The organism is Shewanella sp. c952, from assembly GCF_019654975.1.
Taxonomy (GTDB): domain Bacteria; phylum Pseudomonadota; class Gammaproteobacteria; order Enterobacterales; family Shewanellaceae; genus Shewanella.
Window position 1 is genome coordinate 38,535 of sequence record NZ_BPEW01000012.1, and the last position, 25,708, is coordinate 64,242.

A 25,708-nucleotide genomic window follows, 5' to 3' on the forward strand; every position below is an offset into this window, starting at 1 on the left:
TACTACCCTCGCTTACGCTGAATGACGTTAATTGACCAGATCATCAAACCAATTAAGAAGAACGCACTTGGTGGTAGCTTGAACATCTCATTAGCTAAATACCAACCGCCGTTTTCAACGGTTTGTAAAATTTCATGGCCAAACAAGGTACCACTACCAAGTAGTTCACGAACAAACGCCACACCCAATAAGATCACGCCGTATCCCATTGCATTACCAACAGCATCAACCACAGCGAGATGTGGTGGATTTTTCATAGCAAATGCTTCAGCACGCCCCATGATGATACAGTTGGTGATAATCAAACCAACGAATACTGACAGCTGACGTGATAATTCATACGCTATATCTTGTAATACCATGTCGACAATAATCACTAATGAAGCAATGACCGTCATTTGCGCAATAATACGTACACTATTAGGTATAAGAGAACGTATGCTGGAGATAATTAAATTTGAGAATACCAGTACAAATGTCACGGCGATTGTCATTACTAATGCGGTTTGCATTGAGTTACTAACAGCTAGCGCAGAACATACCCCAAGCACTTGCATCGCTACGGGGTTATTGCTGAAAATAGGACTGGTTAAAATGTCACGAGTTGATGCAGTTTGAGTACTCATCACTTAGCCTCCGACGCTTTTAGCTTATTTAGGAACGTTTCAAACCCTTCAGAGCCAAACCAAAACTGCACAGCTCGTTGGACTCCTCGACCTGTCATTGTTGCTCCACTGACAGCATCAACACCATGAACATCTCCAGCTTTAGCACCGCCTTTAACAACTTTGAAAGAGACTTTTCCCTTCTCATTAAATAGCTGCTTACCATGCCATTTGTCGGTCCACTCTGAGTCATTTAGGAAATCACCAATACCCGGAGTTTCACCATGCTCATAAAACACGACATTTTCAACGGTATTAAAGTCAGGTTGCAACGCCACATAACCATAAACCATCGACCATAAGCCTTTGCCGTAAATAGGCAATACTACAGCCTCTAGCTGGTTATTATCGTCAAAGACTTTAAAGACTCGTACTTGGTTAGCACGGGTTTTGATTTTGGCTTTATCTTGCTTTTTCTCAAGCTTTACTGAGGTTTCTGGGTTAATTGCCGCCATTTTGTCATCAAAATCTAGCACGTTAATTTCAGAACCAGTAGCAACATCGCCAGTCTCGAGCGTCACTAATAAAGGCTTAACGTCTTTGTCGAATATCGCTCTAAAGTCTTTATCCGCTATATCGACGTCTGCAGCTATTAATACATTGCGTTTAAGCTCGTCACGTTTCTTGACCAGCTTGCGCTCTTTTAGCAGCTCTGCTGTACCTGTGATCATAAATGAACACAATAGGCAGAGGGTCACGGTGAAAATCATCGTGCCCAAAAATGAATCTTTCTTAAATGCCATTACGCTTTATTCCCCGTATTGACCTGCTTTGCACTTTTAGGCATACGATAGAGTAGGTACTCAAATATCGCTTCCCAGAGTTTGGCTAATAACATCGCTGGCATCGCCACAGCAATAGAATTGGCTTTTTGATGAGCTTTAAAGACCATTACGTTTCAGTCTCCGTTTAATGTTGGCTTTCGCGACGAGGTAATCAAAGATTGGCGCCCATAAGTTGGCGAACAATATCGCGAGCATGACACCTTCAGGCATCTTTGGATTAACAACTCGAATGAGCACGGTCATAAAACCAATTAACAGTCCATAGGCCACCTTACCTTTACGGGTATAAGATGTAGTCACCGGATCTGTTGCCATAAACATCATTGCAATCGCAAAACCACCGGTTACTAAATGCCAAGTCCACGGCATAGCAAACAGTTCATTTTTAGATGAACCAATAATGTTAAATAGTGTGGCTGTCGCTATCATGCCTGCGAGTACACCCGCTACGATACGCCAGTCAGCAAGACGGGTAAGGATTAGGAACCCACCACCGATGAGTAATGCCAGAGTGCTAGTTTCACCAATTGCACCCACAGTAAAACCAAAGAAAGCATTCCACCAGTTAGGATCGGTAAACGCTTCATACCATGCATAATCAGCAAAGCTCATTTTGCCAGCTGCTGTTTGCATTAACGTTGTCGCACCAGAGAATCCATCTACGGCAACGAGTTGAGTAACAGCAGTAACCTGCGATGGATAGGCGAAGTAGATAAACGCCAGACCTGCTAGTGCGGGATTAAGGAAGTTATATCCCATACCACCGAACACCTCTTTTGCCATTATGACACCAAAGGTGATCCCCATTGCCACTAGCCAAAGCGGCGTAGAAACAGGCAAGATCAAAGTAAATAGCAAAGCAGTCACAAAGAAGCCTTCGTGTAGTTCTTGACCGCGTACCTTAGCAAATACCATTTCCCAAAACAGACTCACTAACAGCGCTGTAATGTAGATAGGTGCATACAAGCTTATGCCGTAAATAACTAAACCAATAAAGCCTGTTTGCTCCGTCATGCCACCAAAAATGGCATTAAAAGGAATAAGCTGCCACACGCTAGAAGCTTCTAAACCCGATGCTACTGCAATCTGTGCTTGTAGACCGATGTTGTATATACCAAACAAGATGGCTGGCAATAAACACAACCCCACAATTGTCATGGTTCTTTTTACATCGATGGCATCTCGAACATGTACCTTGCCTTTAGTACTTCGACCATGAGCCACAAGTAAAGAGTGCAGATAACCCTTTACTGAGTTGCCCGGTGCATAATAATCCTCTTGGATATCGGGCTTTTTATCTTGTTGACTCATCAACCTTCCCTCTCAATAATTTCTAAACAAGCGCGCAGCTCTTTACCAAAATCGTACTTGCCGGGACACACAAAGGTACATAATGCTAAATCTTCTTCATCAAGTTCCAATGCCCCTAAAGCTTGCGCTTCATCAGTATCTCTAACAACGAGATCGCGTACTAACAGCGTTGGCAAAACATCAAGCGGCATCACTCGGTCTAATTGACCAAAAGCCATCATTGCACGAGCTGAGCCGCCTGTATGGGTGGTTAAGTTAAATAGTTTCTTAGCGCCTTTAAGACGTGAGGTAACCGCACGAGTGATGGAGAATTTTTCAGAACCACCTCTTACCCATGGTAATAGATGGTGTTGTGAATCTTCTTGAAGCACACTGACTTGATTATGAAAACGCCCGAGGAAATCATGGACGCCAAAAGCAGTATGACCCGACAAAACAGAACCTGAAACCACACGAGAGTTACCCTCTTGCAGTTCACCAGCGACCACTTCTGATAAACAAGCACCGGTTTGAACGCGAACTAATCGCGGCTTGATAACATCCGGCCCAGCAAGAGCAACAACACGGTCAGTGTAAATCTCGCCAGTTAAAAACAGTTTGCCGTAAGCAATCACATCTTGATAACCCAAATGCCAAACAGGACGTTCAAGGCTAGCGGGCAACACAAAATGAATATGGGTGCCAACTAAACCCGCAGGATGTACGCCTTCAAAATAGTGATTGATGACATGAGGCAATTCGCTACCAGGTAGCTTCTCGCCTGGCGCTTGACCCAAATGAACTTTTCCGTCGGTAAGTTGACCTAAAACAGCAAGCCCTGCAGCAAATGCATCGGCTTGCTCTGCAATAACAATCAAAGGGTCAGCTGCCAATGGGTTACTGTCCATCGCGCTGACAAAAATGCCTGCTGGCGTAGAGTCTATATTGGGAACGCGGGAGAAAGGTCGAGTGCGTAAAGCCGTCCACAAACCACTATCGACCAGCTTTGCTTGCACTTGGCTGCGACTTAATGCTTGGATATCTTCATCTATACCAAAATGAATTGAATCACCTTGATTGCATTCAATGACGATAGACTGAAAAAGCCTTCGCTCGCCACGGTTGATAGCAATGATTTTGCCGCTAGCGGGTGCTGTGAACTTAACGCCAATATTCTTTTTATCTTCAAAAAGAACTTGACCCTTTTGCACCACATCGCCGATTTCTACTAACATCGTTGGTTTTAAACCAACATATTCCTCTCCCAAAAGTGCAACATGGGAGCAAGATTTGCTAGCATCAACAACCTGCTTAGGCTCGCCAGCAATTGGCACGTCGAGGCCTTTTTTCACTGTTATAACTGGGTTTGAATAACCTGTCATCACAAACATCAACCGTTAAATAATTGGATGACTAATAGTAGTTGTTTGTTAACTAATATTCCACGTTTGACATCACACTTCGTGGCGGATTTTGTAAGTTACATACAAAAAAGCGCTTAGCTAAGCAAGTACAGAGAAATTGTTTCATATTTGGTTAACTCAAACAGGCATTAATGTAATTTTACAACAAAAACGAGGGAGATTTTCAAAGATAAAATACAGGCCCTAGCTAGCAAAAATGGTGAAAAACTTGAAGTGCAGCATGACCTCTCACGCTAACTTACTTTCACAAGCCTGAGGCAGAACTAACTGTCACTATAATAGCTATAACCAGTGTATTTCACTGTATGACTGAACAAGGTACATTTAACAACATCTAACAAAGCTACATCGATTTGACCGTTTAGCCATCAGTAATACTTAACAACTTTATGACAAAAAAGCCCGGTAACGCTAAACCAGATAATTAACGTTTTACTCGAGTAACGTACCAATATAGATACTATTATTGCGTTATAGCCGCCAGCCAAAATCCGCTAGCCTTAAATATCACTGCTATTTATTGTAACGAGCATACACTGTAGATCGTAAATCCAACTCAGAAGCGAGGCGCTAGATTAGAATTAATAAAGTAAACACAGAGGAGTCATTCAATTTGACTCCCCTTCCGTTTAGAGCAGTTTGAAACAACGCAGATTTAATCCCTTTGCAAAGCAACAATAGGGTCGAGTTTGGCGGCCTTTTTAGCTGGATATAAACCAAAACCGACACCGATTGTCATACAAACTCCCAGCGCAAGTACAATAGCGAAAGGAGACCAAGCTACAGGCCAACCGGCTGCAGAAGAGATAACCAACGCCAACAATAATCCAACACCAATACCGATAATGCCCCCAGTTGCAGAGATTGCGATACTCTCGATAAGAAATTGCCGCGCAATATCCTTTCGTTTAGCGCCTAACGCTCTTAAGAGCCCAATCTCACCAGTTCTTTCTAGAATGGTCGCCAACATAATATTCATAATGCCAATGCCGCCCACAAGTAAGGAGATCCCAGCAACACAAGCCATAACGATATTAAATATCTGCTGCGTCTTCTGATGCTGAGCCAGTAAATCGGCTGGTACAACAACATCAAAATCTTTTTCTCCACCATGGCGACGATTCAGAAGGTGCTGCAAGCTTTTAGAGGCTAACGTTGGATCGACGCCATCAACTAGCGCCAATTTAAAGGAATCCAATTCATCCTCCAAATGCTTAAACTGCATCTTTTTCAGCGCTGTGCTCAGTGGGATAAAAACCTGATTTCGCTCGCCACCTAACTTAACGCCTTGAATCGTTGACTTAGTGCCCTCTTTTTCAGATAGCACGCCAACAACCGTAAACCATTGGTGATTAACTTTAACTAAACTGCCAATGGCATTGCCTTGTGGAAAAAGGCTTTGTGCTGCTTCAGGACCCAGAACAGTCACCTGTTGAAAGTGTGACTCGTCTGCTTGGTTTAGCCTTCGCCCCTCACCTAAATCTAAAGCACTCAAATCGAAATAACTTGGTGTGACACCTAAGACCTTTGCGTCGCTGCGCCCTTTTAAACTAAACAGGCTAAAGACTTTAACGTTCTTTTCCGCACTCCAATTTTCAACAAAAGGCAATGTATCGGTTGCGCTATCAATATCTCTAAGGCTTAAGCCGACACTATGTTCACGCACTGACTTGAGTGCTTCCCCTTCTGTCGCTCGAGCATTAACAACAAGATTATTTACTCCCATTGATTCAATCATTTTCAGCGCTTCGCGTTCGGCGCCTTCGCCGACACTAAGCATAGCAATCACCGCGCCGACACCAAAAATCATTCCTAGAAGAGTCAGTAGTGTGCGCAATTTATGATGACGCATCTCATCGAATGCTTGCTTTATACCGTCTAAGTATATCGATAGGCTTACTGTAGGTGCCGTTGGTCTATTACCCGTCATACTCGATTCCTTTTCGGCGGTGTTGTTAAGGCGATAGTGTCACCTTTTGTGAGCCCATCTTTAATAACTGTACGATTTAAGCTGCGATTACCAGGCTGTACCTTCTGCTTAATGAAACCAGCAGATGTCTTTAGATAGACCCAGTACTCACCGGATTTTTGGAATAACGCTTGATTAGGTACAGTAATAACATTTTGAAGATCAAGAGCATGTACACTGGCGTTAACTTGCCTTCCTGGTTGCATCACCTTAACGATGGTTTTATCTATGCTAACGGTTAATTCAAAGTAGTTTACAGGGCTGTCTTTCTCTTTCGATTTTGACAACGCATCTAATTGCGAGACTTCTCCTAAAATTGGCATATCTGGATAAGCATCAAGATACAGAGTCACCGGTTTACCTATTGCTAAACCCAATGCTTCAGATTCCAATACGTACAACTTCGCTTGCATTTTCGATGTATCAGGTAGCGTGCCGATGGTCATTCCAGACCACATCATGTCACCAGCAACTGGCGGCACGCCATTCCAACCTTCCTGTGCAACAAAGACTCCATCGTGAGGAGCTATGATCTGCATTTGATTGAGGTTATTGGAGTAACGCGACATTTTAGCTTGATGACCCTTTTGCTTAAGCTTAATAAGCTCTTGCTCTGCATCCGCCTGAGAACCATGTTGGCCAAGCCCCCAGTTATAGAAGGTCATTTTCGCTTCTAAGTAATCTTGATTACGCATCTGATCAATAATGTCTATTTTAGTATAAACACGCTCATCCTCACTAAAGAAGCGATCTGCTAGCTCACGCTCCTCCCCCGTCAGCTTAGTGTCCGTTGTTAGCGTCTTATCTATGGTTTTATCTTTCTCTGTTTGGATCTGACTGTCTAAGCTTAAGCGGTCAAAATCGAGCTTTTCCATTTCCAATCGGTAGCTTTCTCTTGTTGAATCCATAGTAGCAACCACATCACCAGCTTTTACATTGCTAAAATTATCCATGATCCAAGCTAAAGATTGTGGTCCCCTGAGGCCAGACGGCACAGTCACTGTCGTCGAGTTAGCCGCTTCAAGTTCTCCAGAGGCTGGAATATCAACTTTAAAATCAGCGGCTACGATTTCAAGTGTCAGTACGCCATCACTCTTTTGCTGACTGCAACCCGTTGTCATTATCAATAGGAAACCGCTAACCGCAGCAGCTATCAGTGTGCGCTTGTTTATTACTGAATTAATCATGGTAGCAACACCTCATCGCCTTCATTTAAACCTGATGTTATTACCACCTGTTCTTTGCCCATAGCACCCAGCGACACGAACTGTTTACTGTTACTCAATAAGCCTGGAGTGTAGACGTATGCATTACCTCGTTCATAATGCACTGCATCAAGCGATACCAGTAATTGCTCGGTATTATTAGCGATATCAATACTGATTTTTGCCGTCATACCAGGCCTCATCAACTCGGTATCCGCCTCTTGAATACTGGCTACAGCATCAAAGATCACTAAAGGCACATCTTGGTTTTTGACTCTAAATACGGCGCCAAGCTCTTTTATTTCACCATTGAAACTTCTTTCGGGATTGGCATCTAAACGAATTTTAAGTTTTTGACCAACTTTAACTCTACCGGCTTCAACTTCAGGAATAGTCATATTGACTTGCATATGCTTAAGATCTGGAATACTCAATAAGGTATCGCCATTAAACACATTTTGTCCTTCGGCAACTTTATTGCCTTGTTGATCATTGCCGTATACCACCATGCCACCTCGAGGCGCGATAAGGGTAAGCGATTGAATACCTTTTTTAAGTGCTGCGACTTCCAGTTCAAACTTCTGCTTGTCTCCTTCAAGCATCTTGACTCTTTGCTCTGCACTCAAACTCTCTAATTCTATCTTCTTATGGATCAAGCCCACTCTATCGGTAGCAATAATGGCGTCTCGTTGATACTTTTTCTTGTCGATGACGGAAACCGTTTCGTCAGAGATCTCAACTTTAAGCCGGCTTTTCTCTTGATTCATTTTAGCTTCGGCAAGTTCAAGCTTTAACTCTTCCAACTTCTTCGCGTTACGCAACTTTGAAGTTTCAAGATCTTGCAGTGTCGTTTCTAAATTGGCACTTTTAACCGAAAGTCGCTGCGCAAGTTCAGAGGTATCAAGCTGAGCAACGCGATCGCCTTCGCTTACATCACTGCCTTCTGGTGCTAACATTTTTATTTGATATTGCCAGACCCGCCGAATAGCTGGCGGTTTTAAATTGACAGTATTAGACGATACCAGCTCTCCTGTGACTTCGATCTGCTGGCTCAGCACCCCCGATTCAATTTGGGTGACAGCGGAGTCTGAGCAGCCGACTAATAACGCACTCATCAATGAGATCCTTACTAAAGTTCCCTTCATGTAGTACTCCTAATAGGCTCGACTAATACGCTCATTCCTGGAATGATCTTCACTCTTTCATCGCTAGTAAATGTAATTTCAACTCTAAACCAATTGCTGCTACCCCAAGCTGTTTGCTTTGTTGCTTGACGGCTAATGCCCTCAATAGCACCACTAAGGGAGGTGCTTGGTTGCGAGTCCAGCCTCAGACTTACGGCATCACCAATTTTCAATCTATCAACATCAACTTCATTGACCCAAGCAATCACTTCAAGCTCTTTCATCGCTGGAATTGTGGCCACCTGTCGACCAATTTGCACCGAATCTCCGACTGCAAATTTTTTATCAGACCAAGGATCTCTTCCATATAAAATGGGGCCATTAATTGTGGAGGTGATCTCTAACTGCTCTAACCCTTTAAGCGATTGCTCTAACTCTCTAAGTGCTCGCGTCTTATCAATATGCAACTGAGCGATTGATGCCGCTCTTTTATCTGTTATCTCTTTTAAAGACTGGACCTTTTTTGACAGTTCAGAATTCGCCTTAAGTTTATTAAATTGATTGTCCGCGTAATCTTTTGCCGCAATATATTTGGCTGGGATCCCAGCATCCAATTCTGCTTTCTCAAGTTCTAGTCTCGCTTGCTTTAAATCAAATTCAGCTTGTAAAATCTGTGCATCAAGCTCTATCGACTGACTTTGCTCTTGAGCGGTTACTCTTAATAAACTCGCCTCCAACTGCTCAATTTTATTAGCGATGGCGCTCTTATCAAAAATAACCACCACTTCACCTGTTTTAGCAATACTGCCTTCAGGTAGCATCCACTGGATTTGATACCGCCAAGCATCCCCTGCTTTTGGCACCATAATGGGTTGCGAAACAACCGACGAAACCTTGCCCGTTAACAGTAATGGGGATAACGCGGGATCTAACGTAAGCGGAGCATCACTTGGTAATACTTGAGCTGCTGATGACAATTCATTGGCGACGACAATACTTGGCGTATAGGCCAGCAATAAATAGAGTGCTGACAAACTTATAATGGCTTTAAGCTGCATTGGTTGCCCTCTCTTCAATCTCAACAATATCGCCATCTCTCATGCGGATAATCCGCTGAGCATAAGCTGCTACTTCCTCTTCATGGGTGACCAAAATGATGGTTTGTCCCGCTTTATGTAATTCGGTAAAAAGCGCCATAATCTCGACTGAAGTTTTACTGTCAAGTGCACCAGTGGGTTCATCTGCCAACAGTATTGCGGGCTTGTTAACTAAAGAGCGAGCGATTGCGACGCGTTGTCTTTGTCCACCAGAGAGCTGATTAGGTCGATGATCATGGCGAGTACCAAGTCCGACTCGCGATAGAAGCTCGTGAGCATAACTTGAATCTTGTTGGGGGTTTGCTGAGAACCTCAGCGGCAATAACACATTCTGTAAGGCCGATAAGCGTGGCAGTAAATGAAAACTTTGAAACACAAAACCAATCTCTTTATTTCTAACTGCTGACAGAGCGTCATCATCGAGATCTTCGACTTCCTGATTATTTAGGCTATAACCACCTGATGTAGGCTTATCGAGACAACCGATAATGTTCATTAAGGTCGACTTACCTGAGCCTGATGGCCCCATAATGGCAACGAATTCATTTTTAGCAATACTAAAACTCACTCCATTGAGTGCTTTTACACATGTATCACCCATGGGATATTCTTTTTTTAATTCATGAACTTCTATCATAACAGTGCTCTTTATTTAGCAAATAACCCAGCCTGACTAACGGCCTATAATACAACTAAAGGCACAATAAAATAGCCAAAACTTTGACAAAAATTTGTAAGTTAACGTGATATTTTCAATCTATCAAACGGTAGGATAAAACTTGGATATTGAAGGTGAGAGCTGCTGAAAAAGGGGTAACAAAGATAAGCTTGTTTTAATCACTATTGGCATGGTTCATCCTGATTTCGTGGTTTCAATCCATTTGAAACATTTTTTATTATGCTAATAACCTACTGTTCTTGAATTGAAAAAACAAGGTATCTGTGGATTAAAACAATGCAAATAATTCATCTTTTCTAGCTTAAGGGCATTTTGGGCGCCTTTGTTCTGCTTCCCGCTAAGTTTTGCACTAGGTCAAAATCGCACCGATTATTGTCAATATTGAAATACTCAGAAAGAATATCCATTGAAACAGATATTTAAATGGCCTTTCAACTTCACTCATAAACGCAATATACATCTGCCAAATCGCAAATAAACCAAAGTTAAGTGCTATAAAAACCAACATGCCAAAGCTATGCATCTGCGACACAGCTTCAAAAGCACAAGCTAAAAGTATCAAAGTCGATAACAGCAGGAAGATTGAAATATAGTGAAACACACAATACATGGTGGTTTTAGCTACGGGATCAAAATCCGCTTGCAGCATAGGTGCTAGAAAATGGCGTTTACCGTATGTTAAGTGTCCGACACTGGTCAATGCCGCGAGCACCCCTGCAAACAAAAAGTAGAAATTCATCGCACGTCCCAATCCTATTTAGTATGTAAAAGACTCTGCTAGTAAAGATAGTTTACTATTTGGCACAAGTCTTAGTGTATAAGACAGGGAGTATCGCGCTAATCTTACAAAAAAAGAGAGCTTCCGCTCTCTTTTTTATTACATGGTTGCCATCGTCCAATAATCGAGCCGCTGATCAGGCTGACTAATCACCACTTTGCATTTTTCTTTATATTTCCCCATCAATGGCCCTAAGCTTTTTGAGTTAGGCATTGATGCTTTATGTTGCTTCGTTGCGACAAGAACGGCCTCATTAACGTACTCTTCGGTTTGGTACTTGTTCGCAATTTCAACCGCTTGTTCACCAGAAGCTTTTAATCTATCACCCACAGCTTGCATCTGTGGGGCATTCATTGCAGCTATCGCATTTGAAGCTATCTGATAATATGCAGCACATTCAGTTAACTCTTTAGTAAGCGCATCTTCGGCATCTCCTGCTGCGGCGTTAAAAGCGAGCAGCCCAATGGACAGTGCCAGTATTTTTGGCAAAATTGTTCCAGACATTAAAATAATCCTTTTTTATAATCGTTCGATTTAACTATTTCTACTTTAGCTTTCATTTAATATCAAGAGCAACAGTAAAAAACATGCCACTTAATTATTGGAGGGTTGAGATAAAGCGCTATATTATCAATAGTCTAAGACTGTACGTTCACCTGAAGTTTGGCGCGTAATCCTTTTTTAACGTCACTCCATTCTGAATCGATAATTGAATAGACTACTGTATCCCTTATGGTGCCATTAGCTAATATCTGATGATTTCGCAAAATGCCATCTTGGTTAGCACCTAAGCGGCAAATAGCCTGACGTGACACTTCATTGTGTACATGTGTACGAAATTCAACAGCTATAACATCCAATGTTTCAAACGCATAGCTCAATAACAACAGTTTGCACTCAGTATTGACCGCTGTACGTTGAACACTTTTAGCATACCATGTATGGCCTATTTCTAAGCGACGATGACTTTGTTGCCAGTGGCATATCCTGGTACAACCTACAATCTCTCCGGAATGACGATCTCGAACAGCAAAGGCAAGCGACTCTCCTTTTTGTTCGTCCGATAACGCTTGCTTGATGTAGTCATTCATGTCTTCGGGATTCGGTACCTTGGTATACCAAAGCTGCCACAAATCACCATCACAAACCGCAATGCTCAATGCGGGGGAATGCGCTAACGTTAAAGGCTCTAAAACAACATGTTCACCCACTAGCGCGTTGTTTCTCACTTCTTGTGCGTTCACCTCAACCTCCTTTGTTTTTTTAATTAACCTAGCATGATTAGTCAAGCAAGATAAATACAATTTACGGGTCTACATTTCCCCTTTCTTTACCCGTTAGAGTATTACTGATTATCTCTTTGCATAGCGATTTGCTAAATATACCGCGCAAAGTTTAATCCTGCTTTTGTCGGCTTTATATTTGCTTTTAGTGCCGCGGTACCTAGATAAAGAAATCCAACAATCTGATCAGTTTCATCAAGGCTCAAGGATTGATGCACGTTTCTATCGAAGGCTAACGCACCTGTGCGCCAAATGGCGCCAAGCCCTTGCGCAAATGCAGCCTGCTGCATTGCCATTGCTGCGCAACCGGCAGCAAGATGTTGTTCAAATTCAGGTACCTTGGGGTGTTGTTTTACTTTAGCAACCACGGTGATGACCATAGGTGCTCTTAATGGCATATTCTTGGTCTTAGCGATAAACTCTTCCTCTGCACCTTTTAATTGAGAGGCTTTGGCAAAAATAGTTCCAAGGCGTTCAAGTCCGTCACCAGTAGCAATAATAAATTCCCAAGGTGTTAAACCAGCATGATCAGGAACCCGTGCTCCTGCGTCCATAATATTCTTAAGCTGCTCATCAGTAGGAGCTGGAGCGATAAGGCGTGGGGTGGATTGTCTCGTCAATAAAAGCGTTAATGCGTCCAACAGATTGTCCTTAAAACTGTGAAAAATAGGTAACTACGTTGAGAGTAGCAAGCCCATAAAAAAAATCCCACCTATTTGGTGGGATTTAATAAAAGGTTCAGTTTCAGTTATTAAACAATCTGGTTTTTCTTTGCAATATAATAATCAAGGCTTGTATAGCGGCCTCCTCCCATAAAGATCAGCGCCATCAACATAAACAGATACGTGACCGCAAATTCAATACCGTTGTTTAATACAACAATATTGCCTGAGCTGGTTAACCATTCATAATTGCCGTTTTGTTGCAAAATCTCCTTTGCTTTGTCTAGCTTCTCAGCAGACGCCAATACACTTTCATTCGCGAGCCAAGAGCTGGCATCTGCAATCGCTAACCAACCATTGTCCCAATGCACAGCAAAAGCGGCAACTAACATGGTAAAAGACAACGGAATAGCAATTAGGCGTGTCGCTAACCCTAATATTAGTAGCCCCCCACCGACAAATTCGGTACCCGCTGCCAATACAACCATTAACTCAGGAAAAGGCAAACCGAGACCCCAGTCAGGATTACCAAACCATGCAGCCGTATCGCTAAAGTGGGATAATTTATTATAACCAGCCTGCATGAGTACTGGTGCCAAATATAACCTCAATGCAAGTGGTGCAATCCCTTCAGCGTAGCGTATGGTGTTCAAAAACTTTTGATATAGTTGTGCAAGTTGCATGTCAATCCCTCGTATATTCTATTACTTCAATAGACCCTAACAACAATAACAATCTTTCATCAGTCATCGATTAAGCTAAACCATATCGATAATATGAGCGCTAATCTTCTTGGCTAATTTCAGTAATCTCTGTAATGAGTGTATTCAATTTTTTATTAAACCGCTGTTTTTGTTTTGTACTGGCGAGTGCTTCGAGCTTGATTATAAGCTCGCCAAACATTTTTGAATTGTTATCAAGCACCGCTTTGTAAGCTTTGGATTTTACGGTTTCAGGTTGAGTCATTAATAAGGTTAGGCTATGGGAAAGCGCGACTTGGTTACGGCGATTTTTTAAAGCTTGAGAAAATAGGCGGATCCAGTCGTGACGATACTCTAGCCACATGTCTAATGTGTCGCTGCGGGCAGTATTGTATTCATGTATCGCTGATTTTTGAGTCGGAGTGAGCTTGCCCATCCACTTCTTAATTCGTTTCTCAATGCGCTCGTCTGCCATCTGTACGAGCGCAGCTTGGTCCTTACCTAAGTACTTTTTATTAAGCTCTTTTTCTTCAACTCTTAATTGAGCGATAATTTGTTCGACTTGTTCATCAGACAATGAACTGATAATAGGTACTATGGATGGCTCAACAAAATCAAACACTCTAGTCCAGTGTGATTTTGCAGAAACAACGTGGTCATTCCACGATTGTAGGGTAAAACTCTGGTGATTAAATTCAGCTAATAGCTGAGACAGTTGAGCTTGATAACGGCGGAGTTCTTGAGCGCGATGCCAAACTAAAAACTCATCTAATGCGACTTCAAACAGCTGCTGTTGCTCATCATTTAACGTGACATACTCTTCTAGTTTCCACTCGATAGCCCAGTCGAGAAAATAGTAGCCAACCTTAGTGGAACAGCCAGCAAACATAATAAGAATAAACAGCCATAAACCGAGTTTTTTCACCAATGACCCCATTAAGATGCTTTCATCTAGCATAGAACATGGTTTGGTTTGTGGTCTAGTAACAAAATGTATAACCGTTGTAGACTCCATCAATCATGGCTAAGTAACGATTAGATAGAACCGATGCAGCTCAAAATAGTTAAGAGCAGCTACCAATCAATGTCTGATATTGACGAGCACAACCTAAATAGCTCTCAGCCTGTTTGATTTTATCTGTGTCAGCATTGAGTTTTCCATCGATAGTCATGCTATCAAAAGCCATTTGCAGTGCCCAACAAACGGCAAAGACCCAATAGAGATCCACCGCTGCTGGTATCGCCTTTTGCGCATGATGGTTAAGATTTGATTGATTATTTAAATAACGTTCAATTAACCATTGTCGCTGCTTTGATGACAGCGAGTGGCTTGAAATAACAGATGCTAGATCGCATAACGGATGTGAGCTACAAGCATATTCAAAGTCGATACAGTTAAGTTTGTCTTGCACAACCAGAATATTAAATGGATTTAAATCCCGGTGGCTAAATTGGTTATTAATTAAACACCGTTCATGCAAAAAAAGCATCTCTGAAACGGCATCGGTTTGTGCAAGTAACAGGTCAAACTGGTGTAACCAAGCAGCTAATGATGGAGAAGAGTCACACTGCAGAAGGAGCAATTGCTGTTGCATTTGGCTCAAGCGTGAATAATAGATCTGCCACTGTTGTTCTACTGTGATAACATTTTTAGGTATTGGTAGCTCTTTCAAACCATTCAGTAGTTGCAGCAGTAGCTGTTCAGCTTTGGGCCAACTTTCCGCGACATTTGATATAGGGTGCGAGCCATTGGCACTATTCAGATCACTCCAGCTACGATTTTCATTTTGTGCAACAAACTGACTCAAATAGAATTCTTTCTCTGGGCTTATATACACAATATTAGGCGCAAAACCTGCTTCACTGGCATCGCGCCATGCAGCGACCTCACTGCGTCGGTCACAGATCTGCGTACTTGCCCAACTATTAAGCCTTAATACCCATTCAGACTCACTGTCTTTGCTAGAGTGTATCCCTCGAACATAATAGTTACGGTTACTCAGTCCTTGAGTTAGCGACGCTATCACGCTTACCTGACTTAGCCCAACTACAGTGAGGTAGTGTGCCAACTCTTGCTTAAGCGATTCACTCACTAGGCAATTCCTGGTGACATTGCAACATTGCCTTGTTGAGCGTTCATTTTTCTTCGCCACATAAAGTAACCAAACACCACCATAACCACATAAAAGACGAACAGTGCAGCAGTCAACATCAAGCCTTTACTGACATACAGATAAATAGAAACGGCATCAATCACAAACCAGTAGATCCAGTTCTCTAGCACCTTTTTTGCCACTAAGAATGTACTCATGACGGCAAAGCATGTGGTTGCTGCGTCTAAATAAGGGAAAGAGGCTTGAGTCTGATTAGCCATAAAGTAGCCAATAACAACTGACATTAAGCTTGTTCCAGCAATAAGCTTTAGATGAGTCGACAAGCTCCAGGAGACAATATTAACCCCTTCATGAGCCTTGCCACCTTTAGTCCACATCCAATAACCATAGACCGCCATTGCCATATAATAAACGTTTAATACCGACTCCATCAGCAAAGAGACTTTCCAAAATAGCACAGTATAAATTGCCGTGCTGGTCAATGCTGCTGGCCAACACCAAACGCTGCCCTTCATGGCAAAAATAAGATAAGCCAATGCTAGTAATACCGCGATAGCTTCCCAGCCAGTAAGTGCTTGAGCATCATTAAACACGCCTGCAAAGCCTTCATTTATCAATAGCCAAAAATCTGCCATGAAACCATATCTCTCTATTAAAAAATTTTTAAAGCAAAAAATAAAAAGCCACAAAGCATAATGAATACTCTGTGGCTTGTTCTATTTAACACATTTGGTTATTCACTATGGCTCAGATCTAACTCACCACCAATAAACTTACACACAAATACGGCTTTGCCCCACTTCTCGTGAGCGGCTTCCATCTCGGTTGCCAACATTGCCATGACTTCAGCATATTCACCACACACTTGAGTCGCCATTGCGTTAGTCACGCGATGGATATTGTCGTAGCTATCGACTCGGCCAATAAACCACTTTATTGGGTCCAAATAGTTGTCTTGTAATGGATAACAACTTATCTCTGCTGTTAACTTCATATTGATGACCTTAATATTGATAACGTGTAACAAGATTTAAACTTAATACTCAGTAATTACATAAACTTAACGTTTACTGTCAGTCCTAGCTGACGCGGATCACCATAGCGTATATATTGCTTATCTGCCCAGCCTAAATCAGGCTCATTGCCGAAATAGAACCCACGAACACCATACTTTTCATCAAATAGATTACGTCCCCAAAGGTACGCTGACCACATATCTGCTTCATAGCCTATTTTGGCATTAAAAATTTGATAGGTATCTGATTTTGATTCATTACTATCTGAATAGTAGAAATCGCTTTTTCCACTAGCATTTACGTTAGCAAACCAGCCAGAGTCAGTACGATAAGTTCCGCCAACACTGAAGGTAAAGTTTGGCGAATGGGCTAACTCTCTACCAGATAGATCGACCGTAGTATCTTCGTCAACGTAATATTCATAGTCACCGTAAGCAGTTTCTAGCCAACCTATGCTGCCGTAGATGCTTAAATTATCGGTTGCATACCAAGTACCGTCTAGCTCTGCACCATAGTTATGAGAACTACCTGCGTTTTCCGTATATAAATAGAATCGCTGTTGATTCTCTGAATCCTGTTGCGAAGCAGCGACTTGCTGGTCTTGTCTATCCATGTAGAAGACAGCTAAATTTGTATTTGCTAGTCCATTAAACCACGTCGATTTCAATCCTAATTCGTAGTTATATAGAATTTCTGTATCGTATTCCGTTTTATCTGCTAACTGATCTGGTAAAGCCATATTAAAACCGCCAGCTTTATAACCACGAGCCACTCGAATGTATGATTCATGATTGGCAGACAAAGCCTTACTTAACGCAATATGACCGCCCCACATAGTCTCATTTGGGGTATATCTAGCATTTTTAAACTCATCATCAATCAAACGAGTTTCGTTATACTCTACATCTCGTTCTTCGACTCGCAAACCAACAGATAGAAAATAATCATTTCCAAGCTGGCTATCTAATTGTCCAAACACAGCATAATTAGTTGCTTCATAGTCAGAATCAACAGACTCATCAGGGAATCCGTTGTAAAAAGATTCTAGCGCATTTTTTTCATCTAAATTCATGGCATAAACGCCAATCAACCAGTCGGTAGTATCTGAAAAAATCCTGCCAGACTCATTGGAGCTAAACCTAAATTCTTGAGTGAAAGTTGTTCTATCGCCTTCTTTATCCCAAGTGTAATCATATACACATGGTGCACTGCCAATCTCATTCCAATCATCGTCATATTCTGCACATGTTTTACTTGCCCAGTAATCAGGATTAGCCCAATCGCCATCGTAGTTATGGCGAGTATCAGAGCTGGCAAACGACGTTAAAGAGGTGATCTCAAATTTTTCAGTGCCTGTGTAGGTAAATTTTAAAGAACTACCAGTGGTCTTTTGCTTATCAACACCAGGAGCATCAGTTAATGTATCGAAACCATTATTATCTAATGTCCATGCATCATAACCATTATTATAGTTTGCGTGTAAAAAGGTTAGATCAATCTCTAAATCTTCAGTGGCGTACCAGCGCAATTTTGCTCGCCCGGTAAACTCATCGCGTTTATTAGTATCACTCACGCCAAGATAGAGGTTATCTCTATAGCCATCTTGCTGGTGTTGTTGTAGTGACACTCGATAGAGTAGATTTCCAGAATCTGTCAGTGGACCAGAGCTAAAGCCGCTAAAAGTTTGCAAGTTATCATCGCCAAGTGAAACCTCGGCGCCGTTTTCAAACACATCAGTTGGATCATTACTCTTAAGGTAGATAAGACCGGCTAACGCGTTGGCACCATACTGCGTCCCCTGAGGGCCTCGCAGCACTTCTACCTGCTGCAGGTCGTACATGCTCGAAACCATGCCCAAACCTGATAGGTCGATATCATCTACAATAAAGCCTACAGAGGAGTTAGGTGCACCTTGGTACTCTTCTTGTTCACCGACACCGCGTATTTGGAAATACTTAGGACGTGAGCTGCCACCAGACCAGTTAAAATTGGCAATTGAATTTAAAACATCTTCAAAGTGCTGCGCACCTTCATCTTCAATTTGCTGTTGATCGATGACGGTAACACTCGATGGCATTTTATCTAAGCTAGTACCACGAAAATCGGAAGTAACAACCATCACTTCCATTTCGTCGTGAGGCGTATCGGTGCTGGTTTCAGACAGTGCAGGTTGTGAAATAAGCGCTGACATAACAGCTAGCGCAACAGGAGAATAAACTTTTGGATATAACATAGGACCTCAAATTTTAATTTTGAGATCCGGCAACATAAAGAAGCGATCGGGAAATGAATTGTGGCCCATTCCTACGCCGGTATTAGCCGGATCAGGTTCAAAGGGTTTGTTTTTCAACATCTCAGTTAAGCCTATAAAATTACAACTTTCGCTCTATAGACTTTAACACCCCTTGGCGCGACTGATTATACATGAATTTTACAAAACCATGACACCCTTCTTGCGTTACTTGAACGTTTCGCATAAAAAAACGCCAGATCTACTGACGTTTTATTAACATATGTGAACCTGAGCGGTTAACGCTTAATTTGAAAATGCTTTTCTTACGTACAATTCAAAACGACTAGCATTAGCATTTGGTGCAACGGCTGAGACTTGTAGTTGTTGCTTACCGTGAAGCTTTACCGATTTCCAACTGACACCTTCATCATCGATTGTCATACCGCTAGTATCGAACCAAGTAAATTTATACTGTAGGCGTAAATCTGTAGAGACTTTGCTGATAATCGTTCCACTGCCTTGTAGAAAGCCTCCCTCAGGACGAGCCATTACGCTTTGAACTTCGACCTCTTTACCAAAGGTACTGTTATCTATTCGGACTTCGCCTTTTGAACCAGCCATCAAGCCTGCAGTATGTGGCGCACAAGCCGTTACAAGTAAGGCGGTAAACAAGCCTAGGATCAGTTTTTTCATATTAGTCCCCTGAAATATACTCTTTGATTGTTAATACAAGAATAAGCTAGTTTAATCGATTAAGAAATGTGCTCTTGCGGTTGCGATTAAATGCTTACGGTTAGTCTGCCAACAATTAATACTCACATTTGCCACTCGTCGACCTTGGCGGGTTATTTTACACTCTGCAAAGCTATCTTTATGATAACCAGCCCTTAAATAATCAATTGAAAAATCGACAACTTTAGGCACTTTACTGGTTTGCATAAATACCATTAATTGAACGATTGCGGACATCTCCATGAAGCCCGCAATAACACCACCATGAAGTGCCGGCAATACAGGGTTACCAATATTGTCATCGTTTGCGGGTAGTTTAAAAATTAACTCGTCACCAAACCGATCGACTTCCATGCCAATGAATTTTGCATAGGGGACATGTTCAAGTAGATGGCCAAAATCATTGAGCTCTGTGGCTTTACGAATAATACTTTTTACATCGAGCTTGGCTTGTTCACACTCATCAGCGCTTGGGTTAGTCATTACGTGGTTCCCCCATTAAAGCCTGTCTAAACTCTTCACCGACCATTTCGGGGCTAATACGCATAAATGAACCCACCGCATGGGCAATCGGATCATCTATAGAGTCTTGATAAGCAATCGCTCGAGTAAAAGCAACGCTAGATGACAATTTATAGCACTGGGCGAAGCCGTATACTGGTTTAAAAGGCTCTGCAGGTTTCATGTAATCAACTCTAAGATCGAGCGTTGGTGAAATTTCTAACGAGCGAAACTTATCAAAAATAGAGCAAACAACGGCGCAACCACTAGCAGTATCCATTAAGGTTGTGATAACACCGCCATGAATGACGCCAGTATCTGGATAACCGATAAGTTGAGTGTCATAGGGAAGCTCCATCAGGACATGTTTGCTACTGCCTTCCAGCACTTTCAGTTTTAACTTTTGGCATTGTGTGAGCTGCGCTACAAATCGACTTGCCATCTCCGTTAACGGGAAAACATCGGCAGTTTCTTTCATCGGTTTTTACTCAACATAGGGCCTAATGAGTGGCCTCCAACTAGGTGCATATGAATATGAAACACCTCTTGTCCAGCGTGTTCATTGCAGTTCATGATCAATCGATAACCATCTTCAGCAATTCCCTCTTCTTGCGCTAACTTAGCCGCTACAGACATCATTCTTCCAAGCGCCTTTTCATCAGATGCTTTTATATCGTTTGCTGTAGGGATAAGGTGGTTAGGAATGATTAGAATATGGGTAGGAGCTTGAGCACTAATGTCTCTAAACGCAGTTACCAGCTCATCTTGGAATAGAATATCTGCAGGGATCTCACGTCGAATAATTTTACTGAATATGGTTTCTTCGGCCACTTTGCTGTCCTCATTAACATAAGTTATGTACTAGTATACTCGAAAAAGCGCATCAAGCGATTGACGAATTTTAGCGTACAAACAGCAAACTAAGTATGGATAAGAGCAATTGTGTAGTGATAAAGGCTAAAATAAATAAACTTAATGTCGCCATACATAAAAGCGACAAAATCTAAGATCAATGTATCGGTGTTGCGCTTAGGTAAGCGCTAATGAAATCAGCTTAAATGATGCTAATTACAACACCACTTCATGCATGTTCGTTTGCGCCCATGCGATCGCTTGACCACGGCTCGATACACCTATTTTTCTAAAGGCTCTATAGAGATGAGTTTTAATGGTACTTTCACTTACAAATAATTGATTTGCAATATCAATATTAGTACTGCCAGATCGCAATACCTGCAATACCTCTCGCTCTCGCATTGTTAACGTATCAGACTCTTCATCTTCTTCAACATTATTTAAATGCGCACGATTAAACTCATCAGGGATTGCAGTTTGTCCTTGCACAATTTTAGACATTCCAATACCTATGCTGTCCAAGGTTGCATCAGAGTAGAACACACCTGCGGTGATATTATGCTGTACTAAAAAACGTGCATCGACTTGCTGAGGGTAATGTATAAACACCACCCTTACGCCACTGCGCTCTTTATCTAATTTTTTCTGGATTTGATATGCCTTTTGAATATCTACACTTGAAAGATCGATTAGCACTAGACCAACACGGTTCTCAGTAAAATTATCAATAATATTATCTGGTGCAACATTATGAATTTTGACTAAAAACTGTTGGGGCCAACGAGAATTAAGCAGATCAACTAATATTTGTGAGCGGGTAACCATAACCCAGTGCATAACCTTAAACATCCTACTCTCCATGTTTTTCGTATAACAATCCTTGTGTGTATAAGTGTAATACACATTAAAGATAATAAACGAACGAAAAGAATTAAATATTGAAATATTCTAATGTTTAAGCTGCTAACACTGCGTCAGTCTCCAATGCCTATATATGTAGCTAATACAACTATATAGCTAGCACTAATGACTGACTCGCTACAATGAATAACATTAAAGTGAAATTATATATTTACAGAAATAGACCTAGAACACTTAACGATACCTATCAGGTAAACTTAATACCGATAGTATGAAAGAGCAGCTCTCACATATAACAACCACTAAACCACTGATTTATAGATATTTATAGTATAAGATCAAAAAGCAGAGATAGTTTATATAAAATAATGTAACTCAAAATTTTTTAATATCTCTCTTGTAAAAAAGCATTACAATTAACAGGGTATACTACTTAAAAACAAGAAAATAATTCATGTTTTAATTTTCAGCCTCATAAATTCAGCCCCCCATGCCATTAGAACAAATAGTTATTAATTACAATATAATGACAGAATACTTGCTATCACTTTATCAACTAAAACAACTCTACTTACTCGTTTTTGAATAAAACGCTATGAGATATGAAAATAGAGTTTTTAATTTAAAAACTCTATTTCAGATTAAAGCTTGGCGTTAATACGAGCAACCGTTAACGTGACTTTAGCCATGCTAGCTTAGCTTGATAACGCTGTTGGTTCTCGGGTAACTCCGTATAATCGAGTGCTTTGCGGAGTGCTTTTTTGGCCAGCTCTGGTTCATCAAGTTTAAAATGAACCTTTGCTAAATCAAAATACGCTTTATGAAAGTAATATGTGTTATCGATAAATTTGTTGAGGTACACTTTTGCACTTAAATAGTCTGCAGCAGCTATCGAATCTTGTGCCACTAAATACCATTTATACGGGCTGGTATCATCTAATACAAGCAATTGGTTCTTCACTGCTAAGGCTTCAACTATGCGACCTTGGCGAACCAGCAAATAATGATAATTACTCAACAAAGTTACTTTATCTTCTGAAACCTCTAATCCATATCGATACAAGCTCTCAGCGGTTTCTACATCGCCTAATCGGCGTAAAACAACTGCCAACATATTAATAGATGGCGCATATGCCTTGCTAAAAGATAAGCTTTTCTTAAGTAATAAATAGGCTAGTGGTAAGTCATCACTGAACAATGCATCCGCAGCTAAATTTCGATACAGCATCGCGAAGAACTCATCGGTATCAACCATTTTTCCACCTCTGTCATAACGACTGGGAAAGTAGTCTATTACAACGCTTTTGTTAGCAGAAAATAACGTGTTGCTTTCATCATTACTGCTCTCATAAAGAAATGTTCTAACATGATCTGACGTTACAGAGTATCGGTCTGTTACATCAAGTAAAACAGGCATGGTATGTAGCTGTTGAAATGATATATCGACTTGAAACTCGCTAGCGATGGCATAGGTTAAAAGAGCCAAGGACATACAGTTACCTTGGTTCAGTTCTAGCGCCTCTGCAGCACTGTAGTTTTTGCCTTCATAGTTAAAGTTGACCAAGCGTTTTTCAAGAAAATGTTTGACCTGTTGAAACGGGAGTAATGTGTCGACATCACTCTGTAATTGAAAGCGCTTAAACTCTGCAACTTGCTCAGTAGTTAAAGAAAATAAGCTTTCAGGCTCAGGTATTTCATAATCACTGGCATCTACTTCATACGCTAATATCGGCATCTGAGCAGGCTGTTTAGTCGGAGCAGACATTGTCTGGCAACCGCTCACAATAAAGCATACTAACAACAAGTACTTCATAAGTTCCATTTACATTGTGATCTCCATATATTCAAAGATATACCAAGCAGATGCTAACTACAACAGTACGGTAAGCAAGCTCAGAATAGCGCAAGTAGCACCACAGCTAACCCCAGCAACAGGCTCAATGAACGCCAGAATAGCAGCGGGTTACGCTCTATTAATGCAGGTTTACCCACTGAACGTTGCCATGTCTTTACCGGCTCAGTCATTTCAAAGAGCCATTCACTGCAGTCCGCTTGACGTTGTTCAGGTGTCAAACTCAGCGCCTTTTTAAGAGCATCATCCATCCAGATGGGGATCAAAGGGTTAATCTCATAACTTGGAATATACTCAAGCCTTACAAAATCTAATTTGGATTTGCAGGCCTGCTGCTTACCATTAAAAGGTAACTGACCCGTTAGCATTTCAAAAGCGATGACGGCAATAGAGTAGAGGTCAGTGCTTTGGGTCACTTGATAACCAAGAATACTTTCCGGCGCAGAGTAATCAGCTGTTCCAAGTATTCTGTCTCGCTCAAGAGGACTGGAGATCTCAGCAATGCCTTTAATATAACATGAACCAAAATCAATGATTTTAAGCTGGCCATTTTTGGTCAATACTAAGTTGTCAGGTTTTAGATCTTGATGTAATGTTTCTTTACGATGAAACGCTCTCACTCCCATTTCTAATTGCTTTAACAGAGCCAACACCTCTTGTATATCTGGCGTCGGGTTATGCTTTATCCATTGGCTTAATAACTGTCCATCGAGGTATTCAGTTAAGTAGTAAAGCGCAGATTTCCGTTTATCACGCTCTATAATTGAAACCACATGGGGACTATTAATTCGTTTTCCTATCCAGCTTTCTAATAGAAACCGTTCTATATAAGCTGCATCATCTAGATAGTTAACTGAAGGCGTTTTCATACACAATAAATCACCTTGCTGATTTTTGACGAGATAGACTTGGCTTCTTTGGCTTTGATGCAAAACATCTACCACGATATAGCCGTCGAGCTTCATTCCAACACTTAGTGGTGGTGGGAAAGGCAACCTAGAAAGATGCTGATACACTTCATCAATGGATTGCTCTGGTAAAGTGCCAATTCCTAGTAACTGACAACTAACATTGTCTTGGGAGCCGGTTTTGAGGGCTGTATTTACCAATTCATGGCAAAATCTATCACACTTTTCATCAGTGAAATGTTTGCTAAAACGACTGCTTTGTTGAGTTTGATGAACTCGCGCTAATTTCTTCTCTATTTCAAAGTCTGTTACAACATCATGCAAACCGTCAGTCGTTAACAGGTATAAGTCTCCCTCCTCTAGCGCTAACATGCGATAGTCCACCTCAACATTAACATCTAGCCCCAACGCTCGGGCAAGGTAACACTGATTATTGCCCACTATGCTGGTGTGGTCGTGGCTTAGCCTTTCCAATTTACCATCACGGTAGCGGTAAACTCTTGAATCTCCTACATGAAAAAGGTGCAAATGACGAGATTTAAAAACCAATGCACTAAAGGTACAGACATAGCCTCTGCGTGCATCTCGATAATCTTGTCCCAATCCATAAAGCCAGCGATTCAACGCTGTTAATACTTGCGTACTTGATTTTTTTACTGACCAAAGATCAGGTGTTGAGTAATAGTCAGCGAGAAAATTACTCACGCTAATAGCAGATGCTGCCGCGCCGCCCTCGGCGGTACTCACACCGTCACTGATAGCTGCAACAACCCCTTTTGTCGTTAACATTAGGCCACTAGGAATACGGATCCCAATGGCATCTTCATTGGCTGTTTTAACGCCTTTATCAGAATACTGACCAGCCTTAATGACTAAACAGTGCTTTTGCTTGTGGCGTGCAATATCATGACTCGTGGCCAATGAGGCCATTGTGTCATTGAGATCATTAGCAACCATAACTTTCGCAACCATAC

At 41.5% G+C, this 25,708-nt stretch carries 27 protein-coding genes and 1 riboswitch; all 27 genes read right to left on the bottom strand.

The genetic code is table 11. The annotated features are described in order from the left end of the window. Positions 1-2: 2 nt before the first annotated feature. Positions 3-626 carry an NADH:ubiquinone reductase (Na(+)-transporting) subunit D gene (locus K5R16_RS10300; protein WP_220737474.1) on the bottom strand — a complete coding sequence of 208 codons (624 nt, stop codon included), beginning with the start codon at positions 624-626 and terminating at the stop codon, positions 3-5. Further along, a complete protein-coding gene (locus tag K5R16_RS10305) occupies positions 626-1,408 on the bottom strand; it encodes a Na(+)-translocating NADH-quinone reductase subunit C (RefSeq protein WP_220737475.1) in 783 nt (260 codons plus the stop codon). The genes K5R16_RS10300 and K5R16_RS10305 overlap by 1 nt, the downstream gene beginning before the upstream one ends. Next, on the bottom strand, positions 1,408-1,557 hold the full coding sequence (locus tag K5R16_RS10310) for a hypothetical protein (RefSeq protein WP_220737476.1): 150 nt from the start codon (positions 1,555-1,557) through the stop codon (positions 1,408-1,410). The genes K5R16_RS10305 and K5R16_RS10310 overlap by 1 nt, the downstream gene beginning before the upstream one ends. Beyond that, on the bottom strand, positions 1,547-2,761 hold the full coding sequence (locus tag K5R16_RS10315; RefSeq protein WP_220737477.1) for an NADH:ubiquinone reductase (Na(+)-transporting) subunit B: 1,215 nt from the start codon (positions 2,759-2,761) through the stop codon (positions 1,547-1,549). Before K5R16_RS10315 ends, K5R16_RS10310 begins: the two co-directional genes overlap by 11 nt. Continuing rightward, positions 2,761-4,122: a Na(+)-translocating NADH-quinone reductase subunit A gene (locus tag K5R16_RS10320; protein WP_220737478.1), complete on the bottom strand. Its 1,362-nt coding sequence runs from the start codon at positions 4,120-4,122 to the stop codon at positions 2,761-2,763. Before K5R16_RS10320 ends, K5R16_RS10315 begins: the two co-directional genes overlap by 1 nt. A 697-nt stretch (positions 4,123-4,819) precedes the next feature. Further along, the gene (locus tag K5R16_RS10325) at positions 4,820-6,094 is read right to left on the bottom strand and encodes an ABC transporter permease (protein WP_220737479.1); all 1,275 of its coding nucleotides are present in this window, start codon (positions 6,092-6,094) and stop codon (positions 4,820-4,822) included. Next, positions 6,091-7,254, bottom strand: coding sequence for an efflux RND transporter periplasmic adaptor subunit (locus tag K5R16_RS10330; protein ID WP_374758394.1), 1,164 nt, complete (start codon positions 7,252-7,254; stop codon positions 6,091-6,093). The genes K5R16_RS10325 and K5R16_RS10330 overlap by 4 nt, the downstream gene beginning before the upstream one ends. Positions 7,255-7,316: 62 nt before the next feature. Beyond that, a complete protein-coding gene (locus tag K5R16_RS10335; protein ID WP_220737481.1) occupies positions 7,317-8,483 on the bottom strand; it encodes an efflux RND transporter periplasmic adaptor subunit in 1,167 nt (388 codons plus the stop codon). Further along, positions 8,480-9,544, bottom strand: a complete 1,065-nt coding sequence (locus K5R16_RS10340; protein WP_259649834.1) for an HlyD family secretion protein — start codon at positions 9,542-9,544, stop codon at positions 8,480-8,482. Before K5R16_RS10340 ends, K5R16_RS10335 begins: the two co-directional genes overlap by 4 nt. Then, positions 9,510-10,196: an ABC transporter ATP-binding protein gene (locus K5R16_RS10345; RefSeq protein WP_220737482.1), complete on the bottom strand. Its 687-nt coding sequence runs from the start codon at positions 10,194-10,196 to the stop codon at positions 9,510-9,512. Before K5R16_RS10345 ends, K5R16_RS10340 begins: the two co-directional genes overlap by 35 nt. A gap of 391 nt (positions 10,197-10,587) precedes the next feature. Next, positions 10,588-10,977 carry a hypothetical protein gene (locus K5R16_RS10350; protein ID WP_220737483.1) on the bottom strand — a complete coding sequence of 130 codons (390 nt, stop codon included), beginning with the start codon at positions 10,975-10,977 and terminating at the stop codon, positions 10,588-10,590. Between the two features lie 138 nt (positions 10,978-11,115). Continuing rightward, positions 11,116-11,520, bottom strand: a complete 405-nt coding sequence (locus tag K5R16_RS10355; RefSeq protein WP_259649835.1) for a hypothetical protein — start codon at positions 11,518-11,520, stop codon at positions 11,116-11,118. A gap of 134 nt (positions 11,521-11,654) precedes the next feature. Continuing rightward, positions 11,655-12,260 (bottom strand): GNAT family N-acetyltransferase, encoded by a 606-nt coding sequence (locus K5R16_RS10360; RefSeq protein WP_220737484.1) that lies wholly within the window; start codon positions 12,258-12,260, stop codon positions 11,655-11,657. Between the two features lie 131 nt (positions 12,261-12,391). Further along, positions 12,392-12,940: an NAD(P)H nitroreductase gene (locus K5R16_RS10365; protein WP_220737485.1), complete on the bottom strand. Its 549-nt coding sequence runs from the start codon at positions 12,938-12,940 to the stop codon at positions 12,392-12,394. A 110-nt stretch (positions 12,941-13,050) separates the two neighbouring features. Then, complete coding sequence (locus K5R16_RS10370) at positions 13,051-13,644, bottom strand: DoxX family protein (protein ID WP_220737486.1); 594 nt, start codon at positions 13,642-13,644, stop codon at positions 13,051-13,053. 100 nt (positions 13,645-13,744) lie between these two features. Next, positions 13,745-14,587, bottom strand: a complete 843-nt coding sequence (locus tag K5R16_RS10375; RefSeq protein WP_220737487.1) for a DUF6279 family lipoprotein — start codon at positions 14,585-14,587, stop codon at positions 13,745-13,747. Between the two features lie 139 nt (positions 14,588-14,726). Next, a complete protein-coding gene (locus K5R16_RS10380) occupies positions 14,727-15,755 on the bottom strand; it encodes a phosphotransferase (RefSeq protein WP_220737488.1) in 1,029 nt (342 codons plus the stop codon). Further along, a complete protein-coding gene (gene pnuC / locus K5R16_RS10385; RefSeq protein ID WP_220737489.1) occupies positions 15,755-16,411 on the bottom strand; it encodes a nicotinamide riboside transporter PnuC in 657 nt (218 codons plus the stop codon). Before pnuC ends, K5R16_RS10380 begins: the two co-directional genes overlap by 1 nt. Positions 16,412-16,509: 98 nt before the next feature. Next, complete coding sequence (locus K5R16_RS10390) at positions 16,510-16,770, bottom strand: hypothetical protein (protein WP_220737490.1); 261 nt, start codon at positions 16,768-16,770, stop codon at positions 16,510-16,512. Positions 16,771-16,826: 56 nt separating this feature from the next. Further along, entirely contained in the window at positions 16,827-19,025 is a 2,199-nt protein-coding gene (locus tag K5R16_RS10395; RefSeq protein WP_220737491.1) for a TonB-dependent receptor, read from the bottom strand. Between the two features lie 51 nt (positions 19,026-19,076). Continuing rightward, positions 19,077-19,208: riboswitch (TPP riboswitch) on the bottom strand. Between the two features lie 120 nt (positions 19,209-19,328). Further along, entirely contained in the window at positions 19,329-19,718 is a 390-nt protein-coding gene (locus K5R16_RS10400; RefSeq protein WP_220737492.1) for a YcfL family protein, read from the bottom strand. Between the two features lie 51 nt (positions 19,719-19,769). Then, on the bottom strand, positions 19,770-20,240 hold the full coding sequence (locus K5R16_RS10405) for a PaaI family thioesterase (protein ID WP_220737493.1): 471 nt from the start codon (positions 20,238-20,240) through the stop codon (positions 19,770-19,772). Beyond that, entirely contained in the window at positions 20,233-20,736 is a 504-nt protein-coding gene (locus tag K5R16_RS10410; protein ID WP_220737494.1) for a PaaI family thioesterase, read from the bottom strand. Before K5R16_RS10410 ends, K5R16_RS10405 begins: the two co-directional genes overlap by 8 nt. Further along, positions 20,733-21,089 carry a purine nucleoside phosphoramidase gene (gene hinT / locus K5R16_RS10415; protein WP_220737495.1) on the bottom strand — a complete coding sequence of 119 codons (357 nt, stop codon included), beginning with the start codon at positions 21,087-21,089 and terminating at the stop codon, positions 20,733-20,735. The genes K5R16_RS10410 and hinT overlap by 4 nt, the downstream gene beginning before the upstream one ends. A gap of 237 nt (positions 21,090-21,326) precedes the next feature. Next, the gene (locus K5R16_RS10420) at positions 21,327-21,962 is read right to left on the bottom strand and encodes a LuxR C-terminal-related transcriptional regulator (RefSeq protein ID WP_220737496.1); all 636 of its coding nucleotides are present in this window, start codon (positions 21,960-21,962) and stop codon (positions 21,327-21,329) included. 682 nt (positions 21,963-22,644) lie between these two features. Continuing rightward, complete coding sequence (locus K5R16_RS10425) at positions 22,645-23,739, bottom strand: tetratricopeptide repeat protein (RefSeq protein ID WP_220737497.1); 1,095 nt, start codon at positions 23,737-23,739, stop codon at positions 22,645-22,647. Positions 23,740-23,867: 128 nt separating this feature from the next. Further along, entirely contained in the window at positions 23,868-25,664 is a 1,797-nt protein-coding gene (locus K5R16_RS10430; RefSeq protein ID WP_220737539.1) for a bifunctional protein-serine/threonine kinase/phosphatase, read from the bottom strand. Positions 25,665-25,708: the final 44 nt, after the last annotated feature.

Excerpts from the sequence above, each read along its gene's own strand:
- K5R16_RS10390 (WP_220737490.1), bottom strand. The coding sequence starts at position 16,770 with ATGAAGTTAACAGCAGAGATAAGTTGTTATCCATTACAAGACAACTAT.
- K5R16_RS10300 (WP_220737474.1), bottom strand. The coding sequence starts at position 626 with ATGAGTACTCAAACTGCATCAACTCGTGACATTTTAACCAGTCCTATT.
- K5R16_RS10410 (WP_220737494.1), bottom strand. The coding sequence starts at position 20,736 with ATGAAAGAAACTGCCGATGTTTTCCCGTTAACGGAGATGGCAAGTCGA.
- K5R16_RS10395 (WP_220737491.1), bottom strand. The coding sequence starts at position 19,025 with ATGTTATATCCAAAAGTTTATTCTCCTGTTGCGCTAGCTGTTATGTCA.
- pnuC (WP_220737489.1), bottom strand. The coding sequence starts at position 16,411 with ATGGCAGATTTTTGGCTATTGATAAATGAAGGCTTTGCAGGCGTGTTT.
- K5R16_RS10315 (WP_220737477.1), bottom strand. The coding sequence starts at position 2,761 with ATGAGTCAACAAGATAAAAAGCCCGATATCCAAGAGGATTATTATGCA.
- K5R16_RS10405 (WP_220737493.1), bottom strand. The coding sequence starts at position 20,240 with ATGACTAACCCAAGCGCTGATGAGTGTGAACAAGCCAAGCTCGATGTA.
- K5R16_RS10310 (WP_220737476.1), bottom strand. The coding sequence starts at position 1,557 with ATGGTCTTTAAAGCTCATCAAAAAGCCAATTCTATTGCTGTGGCGATG.
- K5R16_RS10330 (WP_374758394.1), bottom strand. The coding sequence starts at position 7,254 with ATGACAACGGGTTGCAGTCAGCAAAAGAGTGATGGCGTACTGACACTT.
- K5R16_RS10335 (WP_220737481.1), bottom strand. The coding sequence starts at position 8,483 with ATGAAGGGAACTTTAGTAAGGATCTCATTGATGAGTGCGTTATTAGTC.
- K5R16_RS10325 (WP_220737479.1), bottom strand. The coding sequence starts at position 6,094 with ATGACGGGTAATAGACCAACGGCACCTACAGTAAGCCTATCGATATAC.
- K5R16_RS10355 (WP_259649835.1), bottom strand. The coding sequence starts at position 11,520 with ATGTCTGGAACAATTTTGCCAAAAATACTGGCACTGTCCATTGGGCTG.
- K5R16_RS10420 (WP_220737496.1), bottom strand. The coding sequence starts at position 21,962 with ATGTTTAAGGTTATGCACTGGGTTATGGTTACCCGCTCACAAATATTA.
- K5R16_RS10345 (WP_220737482.1), bottom strand. The coding sequence starts at position 10,196 with ATGATAGAAGTTCATGAATTAAAAAAAGAATATCCCATGGGTGATACA.
- K5R16_RS10400 (WP_220737492.1), bottom strand. The coding sequence starts at position 19,718 with ATGAAAAAACTGATCCTAGGCTTGTTTACCGCCTTACTTGTAACGGCT.
- K5R16_RS10425 (WP_220737497.1), bottom strand. The coding sequence starts at position 23,739 with ATGTCTGCTCCGACTAAACAGCCTGCTCAGATGCCGATATTAGCGTAT.
- K5R16_RS10350 (WP_220737483.1), bottom strand. The coding sequence starts at position 10,977 with ATGAATTTCTACTTTTTGTTTGCAGGGGTGCTCGCGGCATTGACCAGT.
- K5R16_RS10370 (WP_220737486.1), bottom strand. The coding sequence starts at position 13,644 with ATGCAACTTGCACAACTATATCAAAAGTTTTTGAACACCATACGCTAC.
- K5R16_RS10305 (WP_220737475.1), bottom strand. The coding sequence starts at position 1,408 with ATGGCATTTAAGAAAGATTCATTTTTGGGCACGATGATTTTCACCGTG.
- K5R16_RS10430 (WP_220737539.1), bottom strand. The coding sequence starts at position 25,664 with ATGGCCTCATTGGCCACGAGTCATGATATTGCACGCCACAAGCAAAAG.
- K5R16_RS10320 (WP_220737478.1), bottom strand. The coding sequence starts at position 4,122 with ATGACAGGTTATTCAAACCCAGTTATAACAGTGAAAAAAGGCCTCGAC.